The 12,765-nt window shown below is 72.4% G+C and carries 7 protein-coding genes; 6 read left to right on the top strand and 1 reads right to left on the bottom strand.

Features of this window, described 5'->3' with window-relative positions:
- Window positions 1–35 precede the first annotated feature (35 nt).
- On the bottom strand, window positions 36–1,904 hold the full coding sequence (mutL, locus tag ACO2TI_RS20475; protein WP_423287028.1) for a DNA mismatch repair endonuclease MutL: 1,869 nt from the start codon (window positions 1,902–1,904) through the stop codon (window positions 36–38).
- Between the two features lie 155 nt (window positions 1,905–2,059).
- On the opposite strand from mutL, the gene ACO2TI_RS20470 reads away from it, so the two are divergent.
- The 6 genes from ACO2TI_RS20470 (at window position 2,060) to ACO2TI_RS20445 (ending at window position 12,757) form a co-directional block, all read left to right on the top strand.
- A complete protein-coding gene (locus tag ACO2TI_RS20470; RefSeq protein ID WP_423287027.1) occupies window positions 2,060–3,706 on the top strand; it encodes a cation:proton antiporter in 1,647 nt (548 codons plus the stop codon).
- A gap of 43 nt (window positions 3,707–3,749) precedes the next feature.
- Entirely contained in the window at window positions 3,750–4,397 is a 648-nt protein-coding gene (locus ACO2TI_RS20465; protein ID WP_423287026.1) for a DedA family protein, read from the top strand.
- Window positions 4,398–4,442: 45 nt separating this feature from the next.
- Window positions 4,443–6,140 (top strand): sensor domain-containing diguanylate cyclase, encoded by a 1,698-nt coding sequence (locus ACO2TI_RS20460; RefSeq protein ID WP_423287025.1) that lies wholly within the window; start codon window positions 4,443–4,445, stop codon window positions 6,138–6,140.
- Window positions 6,141–6,207: 67 nt separating this feature from the next.
- Window positions 6,208–9,870 carry a hydantoinase B/oxoprolinase family protein gene (locus tag ACO2TI_RS20455; RefSeq protein WP_423287024.1) on the top strand — a complete coding sequence of 1,221 codons (3,663 nt, stop codon included), beginning with the start codon at window positions 6,208–6,210 and terminating at the stop codon, window positions 9,868–9,870.
- A gap of 71 nt (window positions 9,871–9,941) precedes the next feature.
- Complete coding sequence (ppsA, locus tag ACO2TI_RS20450) at window positions 9,942–12,380, top strand: phosphoenolpyruvate synthase (protein ID WP_423287023.1); 2,439 nt, start codon at window positions 9,942–9,944, stop codon at window positions 12,378–12,380.
- Window positions 12,377–12,757, top strand: a complete 381-nt coding sequence (locus ACO2TI_RS20445) for a cyclic nucleotide-binding/CBS domain-containing protein (protein WP_423287022.1) — start codon at window positions 12,377–12,379, stop codon at window positions 12,755–12,757. The genes ppsA and ACO2TI_RS20445 overlap by 4 nt, the downstream gene beginning before the upstream one ends.
- Window positions 12,758–12,765: the final 8 nt, after the last annotated feature.

Below are 12,765 nucleotides of genomic sequence, written 5' to 3'. Positions count from 1 at the left end.
CTGCGCCGAAAGTTCATCGACCCCGCAACAAGAGGTCAGCGCCCCCGCAAGAAGAGGGTGTCGAGTTCTTTCAGCGTGACCTGCCGCCAGGTGGGCCGGCCGTGATTGCACTGGTCGGCGCGCTCGGTCGCTTCCATGTCGCGCAGCAGCGCGTTCATCTCGACCAGCGTGAGCTGGCGGTTCGCGCGCACCGCGCCGTGGCAGGCCATGGTGGCGAGGATCTCGTGCTGGGCGCGCTCGATCGCGCCGCTGGCGTCGAAGCGGGCCAGCTCCGCGAGCACCGAGCGCGCGAGCTCGACCACGTCGCCTGCGGCCAGCGCGGCCGGGCGCGCACGGATCGCCAGCACGCCGGGCGACAAGGGCGCGATGTCCAGGCCCAGGCGCGCGAGCGCCTCGGCCTGCGCCTCGGCGGTGGCCACCTCGGTCGGCGTCGCGGCGAAGGTGGCCGGGATCAGCAGCGGCTGCGACTCGATGCGGGCCGCGCCCAGGCCGGCCTTGAGGCGCTCGTAGACGATGCGCTCGTGCGCCGCGTGCATGTCGACGATCACGAGGCCATGGCGGTTCTCGGCCAGCACGTAGGCGCCGCCGAGCTGGGCGAGCGCGCGGCCGAGCGGCCAGTCCTCGGCATCGGCGTGCCCGGCATGGCCATCGGCACGCGGCGGCACGGCTTCGGCGAGTGGCAGCGTTGCAGGCGCCGTCGCCTCGATCGGCTCGGCAAAGCGCCACGGCCCGGGCGGTTCGTTCGCGTCGAAGCGCGGCGTGGCGAGGCCCAAGGGCGCTTGCGCGCCCCAGGTTGGCGCCACGGCGGGGGCGAAGGCGGGCGCCGTGAACGCAGGCGCCGCGGCGGCCGATGCCGGCGCGGCATCCGCGCCATGGCGCGGCAATGCCAGCGCCGCTTCCACCGCGCGGCGCACCGCCTGGTGCACCTCGCGGCCGTCGCGAAAGCGCACCTCGATCTTGGTCGGGTGGACGTTGACGTCGACGCGCTCCGGCGCGATCTCGATGTGCAGCAGGTAGACCGGCTGGCGCGCGCCGTGCAGCACGTCTTCGTAGGCGCTGCGCACGCCGTGGGCGATGAGCTTGTCGCGCACGAAGCGGCCGTTGACGTAGACGTACTGCGTGTCGGCGCGCGAGCGCGCGGCATCGGGCAGGCCGGCGCGGCCGCGGATGCGCATCGGCCCGAGCGAAAGCGCGACCGCGCGGCTCGCGGCGACGAAGTCCTCGCCGAGCACGGCGCGCGCGCGTGCCTCGAACGCGGCCTCGTCGCCCGGCGCGCCGGCGGCGCGCCACTGCTCGACCAACTTGCCCTCGTGCCAGACCGCGAAGCCGACGTCGGGGCGCGCCAGCGCGTGGCGGCGCACCGCCTCGACGCAATGCGCGAGCTCGGTCGCGTCGGTCTTGAGGAACTTGCGGCGCGCGGGCGTCGCGAAGAACAGCTCGCGCACCTCGATGCTGGTGCCGACCGCACGCGCCGCCGGCGCCAGCTCGCCGCTGCGCGCGTCGATGCGCATCGCATGCGCGGCGTCGGCGGTGCGGCTGGCGATCGAGACCTCGGCCACCGAGGCGATCGCCGCCAGCGCCTCGCCGCGAAAGCCCATCGTTGCGACCTGCTCCAGCTCGGCGAGGTTGCCGATCTTGCTGGTCGCGTGGCGCTTGAGCGCCAGCGGGAGCTCGTCGGGTGCGATGCCGATGCCGTCGTCCTCGACGACGATGCGGCGCACGCCGCCGGCCTCGAGCTTGACCGTGACCTGGGCCGCGCCGGCATCGAGCGCGTTGTCGACCAGCTCGCGCACCACCGAGGCGGGGCGCTCGACCACTTCGCCGGCGGCGATCTGGCTGACCAGTTCGTCGGGCAGCTCGCGGATCGGTCGGCGCGCGCGCGCGGCGCTCAGCACGTCATTCATCGTGCGATTCTAGGAGCGCCCTGCGGCGGATCCGTCGTGATCTGCTGGTATGGTCCGCGCAGCTAGGAAGAAGCCCCGACGCTCACGGTGCTCGCTGCCCCCGCGGGGGTCTCGGCGCGCTGGGGGCGGCCCTGCTGCGCGCGCTGACCGCCCCCATGCACAACCTCGACATCATCATCACCCTCGCCGGCGGGCTCGCCGCGGCGCTCGTGCTGGGATGGATCACGCAGCGGCTCGGCCTGTCGACCCTGGTCGGCTACATGGCCGCCGGCATCATCGTCGGGCCGCACACGCCAGGCTTCGTCGCCGACCAGTCGCTCGCTTCGCAGCTGGCCGAGATCGGCGTGATCCTGCTGATGTTCGGCGTCGGCCAGCATTTCCATCCGCAGGAGCTGCTGCGCGTGTGGCGCCTCGCGGTGCCGGGCGCGGTGGCGCAAAGCGCGCTCGCCGCGGCGGCCGGCTGGGGCGTGGCGCGCTGGTTCGGCTGGTCCAACACGGCGGGCCTGGTGTTCGGCATGGCGCTGGCCGTGGCCAGCACCGTGGTGCTGACGCGCATGCTGGTCGAGCGACAGCGCCTGAGCTCGCGCGACGGCCATGTGGCCGTGGGCTGGCTGATCGCGGAGGACTTGTTCACCGTGGCGGCGCTGGTGGTGCTGCCGGTGATCGCCAGCGGTGGCGCCGACGCGCTCGAGACCGGCGAGGCGCTGCTGATCGCGCTGGGCAAGGTGGTGGCGTTCGGCGCCGTCGTGATGCTGGTCGGATCGCGCCTTGCGCACCGCGCACTGGAGCGCGCGGCCGGTTCGCAATCGAGCGAGCTGTTCACGCTGACCGTGTTCGTGCTGGCGCTGGGCATCGCGGTGATCGCGGCGGAGGTCTTCCATGTCTCGGTGGCGCTGGGCGCCTTCTTCGGCGGCCTGGTGGTCGGCCAGTCGCGCTTCGGCCCGCAGGCGGCGGCCGACATGGGGCCGTTTCGCGACGTCTTTTCGGCGCTGTTCTTCGTTTCGGTCGGCATGCTGTTCAACCCGGCCTTCGTGGCCGAGCAGCCCCTGATGGTGCTGGCGGTGCTGGGCGTGGTGCTGGTGCTCAAGCCGCTGGTTGCGGTGGGCATCGTGCTGGCCTATCGCGACACGCCGCGCACCGCGGCGACGGTCGGCGTGGGCCTGGCCCAGATCGGCGAGTTCTCGTTCATCCTCGCCAGCCTGGGACTTGGCCTGGGCGTGCTGCCGCGCGAGGCGCTCGATGCGCTGGTGGTGGCGGCCATCGTCTCGATCGCGCTGAACCCGCTGCTGTTTCGCGCCGTCGAGCGCTTCGTGCCGTCCGAGCGGCCGACCAGCGCCGCGATGGCCGAGGCCGTCGAGGCCGCGCCCGCCTCGGACCTGGCGGCCGACGCCGCCGCACCGCCGGTGCTGCTGGCAGGCGGCGGCTCGCTGGGCGGGCGCGTGCTGCAGCGCCTGGCAGGCGCCGGCGTGCCGATGACGCTCCTGCAGCCCGAGGCCGGTGGCGCGCTCGACAGCCTGCCGCAGCGGGTCAGCCAGCTCGTCGGCGACGTCGCCAGCCCCGGCCTGCTCGAGGCGGCCGGCGCGCGACGCGCGCGGCTGCTGGTGGTGGCCGACCTGCCGCTGGTCGAGAAGATGCGCGTGTGCCGCGCCGTGCGCGAGCTGAACCCGCGCATCGCGATCATCGGCGCGGCCGCCAACGACGCCGAGGGCGCGTGGCTGCGCGACTTCGGCGCCGCCTTTGTCTGCGACGCGCTCGACGAGCAGGCGCAGCAGATCGCGCGCGCGGTGCGAGCGCGCCTGTGACCTCCACATCCCCGAATCTTCCTTTCGACGCCAGCGCCCAACGATGGACCTCCTGAGCTTCCTGATTGACTTCATCCTCCACGTCGACGCGCACCTCGCCGCGTTCGTCGCCCAGTACGGCATCTGGGTGTACGCGCTGCTGTTCGTGATCGTCTTCGTCGAGACCGGCGTGGTCGTGATGCCCTTCCTGCCGGGCGATTCGCTGCTGTTCGTGGTCGGCACGCTGGCCGGCGCGGGCCTGTTGAACCTGCCGCTGGCGATGGCGCTGCTGCTGGCCGCGGCCATCCTGGGCGACCAGTGCAACTACACGATCGGGCGCTGGTTCGGTCCGAAGGTGTTTCGATGGGAGCAGTCGCGCTGGTTCAACAAGCGCGCGTTCGACCAGGCCCACGCCTTCTACGAGCGCTACGGCGGCATCACCATCGTCATTGCGCGCTTCATGCCCTTCATCCGCACCTTCGCGCCCTTCGTCGCCGGGGTGGCCGCGATGAGCCGCACGAAGTTCACACTGTTCAACGTGGGCGGAGCGCTGCTGTGGGTCGTGGGCGTCACGCTGGCCGGATACTTCTTCGGCAACCTGCCGTTCGTGCAGCGGCATCTCGAGAAGATCATCTGGGCGCTGATCCTCGTGCCCGGGCTGATCGCGATCGGCGGCGCGTGGCGCGCGCGCCGCGCCGCGGCTTCGAGCTGAGACCACGCGGCTCCAACCGGCCCGCAGGCGCGCAGAAGGCCTGACGTGAACCGTCTGCGATTCCTCCCCCTGTCGGAACTCCCGAGCTTTCGCACCCGGGTGGCGATCGGCTTCGGCCTGCTCGCGGCGGCAGTGACGGCGCTGCTGTCGGTGGTCGCCGGCTCGATGGTCGGCGAGCGCCTGGCGCGCGAGCAGGGCGAGTACCTGCGCATGGTGGCGGTGAGCGTCTCGGCGTTGCTGGCCGATGGCGTGGCCGAGCGCATGAACGACCTCGAGCTGCTCGCCGCGACGCCGGAGGTGGCCGCCCGCGGCCTCGACCCATCGCGCTGGAACGAGCTGCTGCACCAGCTGCACGCGCAGAACCCGAGCTTCGCCTGGATCGGCGTCACCGGCATCGACGGCCGCGTGCGCGCCGCGACCGGCGGCCTGCTGGTCGGCGCCGATGTCGGCTCGCGCGAGTGGTTCCGGCGCGGTCGGTCAGGCGCGTTCACCGGGGACGTCCACCCGGCACAGCTGCTGGCCACGCTGCTGCCGAGCTCGGCCCCGGGCGAGCCGCCGCGCTTCATCGACTTTGCGACGCCGCTGCGCGACCCCGCAGGCAGCGTGATCGGGGTGCTGGCCGCGCACGGCCACTGGTCATGGGCGCGCGACGTGATCGGCCAGGTGCAGCGCGACACCGGCGCGCGCGGCGTGCGCGTGTTCATCCTCGACCGCCGCGGCGCGGTGATCCTGCGTCCAGACGGCGAGGGCGCTTCGCTGCAGCCGCCGGGAACGCTCGCCGACGAACCGGCGCTGCAGGTCTGGAGCGACGGCGAACGCTACCTGACCGTGCACGCGCCGATGCTGCCGCGCAGCCCGGTCACGGACCTCGGCTGGACCGTGGTGGTGCAGCAGCCGGCCGAGGCGGCGCTGGCCAGCGCGATGGCGGCTCGCCACGCCATGCTGGCGGTCGGCGCGCTGATCGCCCTGGCGGCCGCGGCCGTGGGCTGGTGGAGCGCCGGGCGCTATGCACGGCCGCTGGAGCGCATGGCGCAGGCGGCGCAGCGCATCGAGCGCGGCGACCTGGAGGTCGCGATCCCGGCCGGCGGCCCAGCGCGCGAGCTGGAACAGCTGTCGTCCGCGCTGAACGCGATGACGCGCAGGCTGGTCGCGCGCGAGCATGCGCTGGAGGAGGCCAACCGCACGCTGGAGTCGCGCGTGGAGGAGCGCACCGCCGAGCTCGAGCGCGCCAACGAGGAGCTCGACCGCCTGGCGCGGCGCGACGCGCTGACCGGCCTGCACAACCGCCGCAGCGCCGACGAGCGGCTGCTCGACGAGATCGCGCGCGTGCGCCGCCACGGCCGTCCGCTGTCGGCGCTGGTGGTCGACGTCGACTGCTTCAAGCGCATCAACGATCAGCATGGCCACGAGGCCGGCGACGCGGTGCTGCGCGAGCTCGCGCAGCGCCTGCCGCGCATGCTGCGCGCCACCGACTTCGTCGCGCGCCAAGGCGGCGAGGAGTTCCTCGTGCTGCTGCCGGCCACCGGCGCGCCGCAGGCGCACGAGGTGGCCGAGAAGCTGCGCCGCGCGATCGCGCTGGAGCCGGTCGAGCCGGTCGGCACCGTGACCGCGAGCATCGGCGTCGCGACGCTGACGCCGCAGATGGAGGCCGTGAGCGATCCGGTCGCGCTGCTGCGCCGCGCCGACGACGCGCTCTATGCCGCCAAGCGCGGCGGGCGCAACCGGGTGGCCGTGGCCGGCTGAATGGGACTCGAGCGGCGTTCGAGCAGTGGTTGACGGCGCGCGCTGGGTCGTCGACCCTTCGGGTCCGATGAGCGCAGACGATCTCTCCCGCTTCGGCCGCTGGCAGTTCTGGATCGACCGCGGCGGCACCTTCACCGACCTGGTCGGGCGCGCGCCCGACGGCCGGCTGCACACGCTCAAGCTGCTGAGCGAACACCCCGAGCAGTACCGCGACGCGGCGGTCGAAGGCATTCGCCGCCTGCTGAGGCTGGCGCCCGGCGAGCCGATCACGCCCGCGCGCGTCGAGTGCGTGAAGATGGGTACCACGGTCGCCACCAACGCGCTGCTCGAGCGCCGCGGCGAGCGCGTGCTGCTGGTGGCCACGCGCGGCTTTCGCGACGCGCTGCGCATCGGCTACCAGGCGCGCCCGCGGCTGTTCGAGCGTCACATCCGGCTGCCGCAGCAGCTCTACGAGCGCGTCATCGAAGCCGACGAGCGCGTCGGCGCCGATGGCACGCTGCTGCGTCCGCTCGACGAAGCGGCGCTGCGCGTCGAGCTGCAGCGCGCGCTCGACGACGGCATCCGCGCCTGCGCGATCGTCTTCCTGCACGGCTGGCGCTTCACGGCGCACGAGCAGCAGGCCGCGCGGCTCGCGCGCGCGCTCGGCTTCGCGCAGGTGTCGGCCTCGCACGAGGTCAGCCCGCTGATGAAGCTGGTCTCGCGCGGCGACACCACGGTGGTCGACGCCTACCTGTCGCCCGTCCTCGCGCGCTACGTCGAGCAGGTCGCCTCGCAGATGCCGGGCGTGCGGCTGCTGTTCATGCAGTCCTCCGGCGGGCTCGCGCAGGCGCGGCGCTTTCGCGGCAAGGATGCGATCCTGTCGGGACCGGCCGGCGGCATCGTCGGCATGGTGCGCACCGCGCTGGCGGCCGGCCACCGCAAGCTGATCGGATTCGACATGGGCGGCACCTCGACCGACGTGTCGCACTACGCCGGCGAGTTCGAGCGCGCATTCGAGACCGAAGTCGCCGGCGTGCGCATGCGTGCGCCCATGATGAGCATCCACACGGTGGCCGCAGGTGGCGGCTCGATCGTGCGCTTCGACGGCAGCCGGCTGCGCGTCGGACCCGAGTCGGCCGGCGCGAACCCGGGGCCGGCGAGCTACCGCCGCGGAGGGCCGCTGACGACCACCGACGCCAACGTGATGCTTGGCAAGCTGCAGCCCGCGTGGTTCCCCAAGGTGTTCGGCCCCGGCGCCGACCAGCCGCTGGACCGCGACGGGGTGGTCGAGCGCTTCGGCGAGCTGGCGCGCGCGATGTCGCAGACCAGCGGCCGGGCGGTGCGGCCCGAGGAAGCAGCAGCTGGCGCCTTGCGCATCGCGGTGCAGAACATGGCCAACGCGATCAAGCGCATCTCGGTCGCGCGCGGCTACGACGTCGGCGGCTACACGCTGCAGTGCTTCGGCGGCGCCGGCGGCCAGCACGCCTGCCAGGTTGCCGACGCCCTGGGCATGACGCGCATCTTCCTGCACCCGCTGGCCGGCGTGCTGTCGGCCTACGGCATGGGCCTGGCCGAGCAGGTCGCGATGCGCCAGGCCTCGATCGAGCAGCCGCTTGATGCTGCCGGCTGGCGGGCTGCCGACGCGCGTCGGCAGTCGCTGGCCGATGCCGCGCTCGACGAGCTGGCCGAGCAGGGGCTCGCGCGCGGCGCGCTGCGCACGCGCGCGCAGCTGCACCTGCGCTACCAGGGCACGGACACCGCGCTGGCCGTAAACTGGCCTGAGGCGGGCGATCACGACGGCGCGCTCGTCGCGGCGCGCCGCGACTTCGACGCGGCCTACCGCCAGCGCTTCGCCTTCCTGATGCCGGACAAGCCGCTGGTGATCGAGGCGGTGTCGGTCGAGGCGGTCGGCGCCGGCGACGCGGGGGCGCAGGCGCCGGCCGACGCCGCGGCGCCGGTCGAGCACCGCCCGGCACCGGCCGCGACGGTGGCGGTGTGTTGCGAGGACGACGACGGCGGCGAGCTCGCCTGGCGCGACGCGCAGCTGCATGTCGGCGAATCGCTCTCGGCCGGTGCGCGCATCGACGGGCCGGCCATCATTGCCGCGCGCAACGCGACCACGGTGGTCGAGCCGGGCTGGCAGGCGCGCATCGCCCCGGGCGGCGCGATCGAGCTGCAGCGCGTGCGCGCCCGTACGCAGCGCCACGCGATCGGCACGCGTGCCGACCCGGTGATGCTGGAGGTGTTCAACAACCTGTTCATGAACATCGCCGAGCAGATGGGCCTTCGGCTCCAGAACACCGCCCACTCGGTCAACATCAAGGAGCGGCTGGACTTCTCCTGCGCGCTGTTCGACGCGCGCGGCCAACTGATCGCCAACGCACCGCACATCCCGGTGCACCTGGGCTCGATGAGCGACTCGATCCGCAGCGTGATCGAGCGCAACCCGGGGATGCAGCCGGGCGACGTCTACCTGCTCAACGACCCCTACCACGGCGGCACGCACCTGCCCGACGTCAGCGTCGTCACGCCGGTGTTCCTTGGCGAGCAGGAGGCGGCACCATCTTTCTTCGTCGCCTCGCGCGGCCACCATGCCGACATCGGCGGCGTCACGCCCGGATCGATGCCGCCGTTCTCGGCATCGATCGCCGACGAGGGCGTGCGCATCGACAACTTCCTGCTCGTCTCGCAGGGCCGGCTGCGCGAGCGCGAGCTGCTGGGGCTGCTGTCCTCGGGGCCGTACCCGGCACGCAACCCGGCGCAGAACCTGGCCGACCTGCGCGCGCAGATCGCCGCCAACGAGAAGGGCGTGCAGGAGCTGCGCGCGATGGTTGCGCAGTTCGGCCGCGAGACCGTGGCGGCCTACATGCGGCACGTGCAGGACAACGCCGAGGAATCTGTGCGACGCGTGATCACCGCGCTCAAGGACGGGCGCTTCACGCTGCCGCTGGACAACGGCGCGCGCATCGAGGTGGCGGTGCGCGTGGATGCCGCGAACCGCAGCGCGACGATCGACTTCAGCGGCACCAGCGAGCAGCTTCCCAACAACTTCAACGCGCCGCGCTCGATCACCACCGCGGCGGTGCTCTACGTGTTTCGCACCCTGGTCGACGACGACATCCCGCTCAATGCCGGCTGCCTGAAGCCCTTGTCCATCGTCGTGCCCGAGGGCTGCATGCTCAACCCGCGGCCGCCCGCGGCGGTGGTGGCCGGCAACGTCGAGACCTCGAGCTGCGTGACCAATGCGCTGTACGGCGCGCTCGGCGCGATGGCCGCCAGCCAGTGCACGATGAACAACTTCACCTTCGGCAACGCGCGCCACCAGTACTACGAAACCATCGCCGGCGGCTCGGGCGCCGGCCCCGGCTTCGACGGCACCAGCGTCGTGCAGACCCACATGACCAACTCGCGCCTGACCGACCCCGAGGTGCTCGAGGCGCGCTTCCCGGTGCGGCTGGAGAGCTATTCGATCCGCGAGGGGTCAGGCGGTGCGGGCCGCTGGCACGGCGGCGACGGCGGCGTGCGGCGTGTGCGCTTCCTGGAGTCGATGACGGCCTCGATCCTCAGCAACGGCCGCGTGGTGCCGCCCTTCGGGCTGGACGGCGGACAGGCCGGCGCGTTGGGCGTCAATCGCGTCGAACGTGCCGATGGGCGCGTCGAGACGCTCGGCCACATCGGCTCGGTCGAGATGGCCGCAGGCGACGTGTTCGTGGTCGAGACGCCGGGCGGAGGCGGTTTCGGGCCGGCCTGACCGGCGAGGCTCGCGTGCCGTGCCTTGCGCCAGGTCAAGGGCGCGCGCAAGGCTCGTCCTAGTCTGGCGCCATGGACAAGCCGACCTACGTGCGCTGGTTCACCGAGCTGGGCGTCGACGACGTTCCCTTGGTCGGCGGCAAGAACGCGTCGCTCGGCGAGATGGTTCGGGAGTTGTCGTCCCAGGGCGTGCGCGTGCCCAACGGCTTTGCTGTCACGGCCGAGGCCTACCGTCACACGCTGGACCGCGCCGGTGCCTGGCCGCGGCTGCACCGCGCGCTGGACGGGCTCGATGCGGCCGACGTGGAGGACCTGGCGCGGCGGGCACAGGCGGCGCGAGACGCGGTCCAGGCCGCGGCGCTGCCCGACGAACTGGCCGACGAGATCAGGGCCGCCTATGCGAAGCTGCGCGCCGAGTACGGCGACGATGTCACGCTGGCGGTGCGCAGCTCGGCCACCGCCGAAGACCTGCCCGGTGCCAGCTTCGCCGGCCAGCACGAGAGCTTTCTGAACATCGCGGGTGAAGCCAGGCTGCTGGACGCGGTGAGGCTGTGCTTCGTCAGCCTCTTCAAGGACCGCGCCATCGCCTATCGGGCCGGCAAGGGTTTCGACCACTTCAAGGTGCTCCAGTCGGTGGGCGTCATGAAGATGGTTCGATCCGACCGTGGCTCCAGCGGCGTGATGTTCACGCTCGACACCGACAGCGGCTTTCGCGACGTGGTGTTCGTCACCGGCGCCTGGGGTCTGGGCGAGAACGTGGTCCAAGGCACCGTGGACCCGGACGAGTTCTATGTCTTCAAGCCCACGCTGCAGGCCGGGCATCGCGCGGTGCTGCGCCGCAAGCTCGGCGGCAAGGACGTGCGCATGGTCTATTCGCAAGGCGCCGGGCGCGAGACCACGCGCAACGTGCCGACGTCCAAGGAGGACCGGGATCGCTTCTGCCTCGACGATGCCGACGTGCTCGAACTGGCCGATGCCGGCGTGGCCATCGAGCGGCACTACAGCCGCAAGGCCGGCTGCTCCACGCCCATGGATATCGAGTGGGCCAAGGACGGCCTCGACGGCCGGCTTTACATCGTGCAGGCGCGGCCCGAGACCGTGGCTTCGCGGCGCCCGCTGCACGAGGTGGAGGAGGTGCGCCTGCATGCCAAGGCCGCGCCACTGGTCACCGGTCGCGCAGTGGGCGCGCGCGTGGCCAGCGGACGCGTTCGCGTGGTGTCGAACGTGTCCGAGCTGAGCGACTTCCGGCCCGGCGACGTGCTCGTGGCCGACACCACGATGCCGGACTGGGGCACGGTGATGAAGGCGGCTGCCGCGGTGGTCACCAACCGCGGCGGGCGCACCTGCCATGCGGCCATCGTGGCGCGCGAGCTGGGCATCCCGGCCGTGGTCGGATGCGAAGACGCCACCACGCGCATGCGCACCGGTGACGAGGTCACGGTCTCGTGTGCCGAAGGCGCGGTGGGTCGCGTCTACGCCGGTGTCCTGCCATTCGAGACGACACGCGTGGACCTGTCCACGCTGGCGCGGCCGCAGACGCGGGTGATGGTGAACGTGGGCAACCCCGACACGGCCTTCCAGACGGCGCTGCTGCCCACCGACGGGGTCGGGCTGGCGCGCATGGAGTTCATCGTGGCCGAGCACATCAAGGTGCACCCGATGGCACTGGTGCATCCCGATCGCGTGCAAGACCCCGCCGAGCGCGACCAGCTGCTGCGCCTCGCGCACGGCCACGCGCGGCCGGCTGACCATTTCGTGCGCGAGCTCGCCGAAGGCGTGGGCACCATCGCCGCGGCCTTCTTTCCCGAGCCGGTGATCGTGCGCCTGTCGGACTTCAAGACCAACGAGTACGCCAGCCTGCTCGGCGGTCGCTGGTTCGAGCCCAAGGAAGAGAACCCGATGATCGGTTTCCGGGGCGCCTCGCGCTACGCGCACCCGGCCTATGCCGAAGGCTTTGCGCTCGAGTGCGCGGCGATGAAGCGCGTGCGCGAGGACATGGGCCTTGCCAACGTGAGGTTGATGATCCCGTTCTGCCGCCGCGTGCCCGAGGCCGAGCGGGTGCTCGCGGCGATGGCGTCCCACGGCCTGGTGCGCGGCGAGCGCGGACTGGAGGTGTACGTGATGTGCGAGATCCCGAACAACGTCGTGCAGATCGACGCCTTCGCGCGCCTGTTCGACGGCTTCTCCATCGGCTCGAACGATCTCACCCAGCTCGTGCTCGGCGTGGACCGCGACTCGGCGCTGGTGGCCTTCGACTTCGACGAGCGCGACGAGGGCGTGAAGGCGATGATCGCGCAGGCCGTCGAGGGCGCGCGGCGCAATGGGCGCCATGTGGGCATCTGCGGCCAGGCGCCGTGCGACCACCCCGAGATGGCCGCATGGCTGGTGGAGCTGGGCATCACCTCGATCAGCGTCACGCCCGACACCTTGCTGGGCGTGACCCGCACGGTGCTGGCCGCCGAGCACCGGCTCGGACGCGCCCCTCGCGCCGCCGCGAAGTCCGCGCCATGAAGCCGACCGTCGCGGCCGTCATGGAGCGGCAGATCTGCTGCGTGGGCATGGACGACACGGTGCAGTCGGTGCAGACCCTTCTGGTGCAGCGCGGCTTTTCGTGGGCGCCCGTGCTCGATCCTGCCGGCGATATCGTCGGCGTCATCAGTGAAACCGACCTCGCGCGCTTTGGCGCGGCCTCGCCGGGCGCTACCGATGCGCGCGCATGGCAGCTGTGCACCTACAAGCCGGTCTGCGTCGACGTCGCGATGCCGTTGCAGGACGCCGCGACGCTGATGGTGGCGCGCCGCATCCATCACCTCGTGGTCACCGAGGGCGGGCAAACGGTCGGCGTGGTGTCGTCGCTCGATCTCCTGCGCGGGCTCACGCAGGGGTGAACCGGCGC

Origin of the sequence: Caldimonas sp. KR1-144 (assembly GCF_049446155.1) — a bacterium.
Taxonomy (GTDB): Bacteria; Pseudomonadota; Gammaproteobacteria; order Burkholderiales; family Burkholderiaceae_C; genus Rivibacter.
Note: the sequence above shows the minus strand (reverse complement) of the source record. Positions and strands in the feature narration are given on the sequence as shown.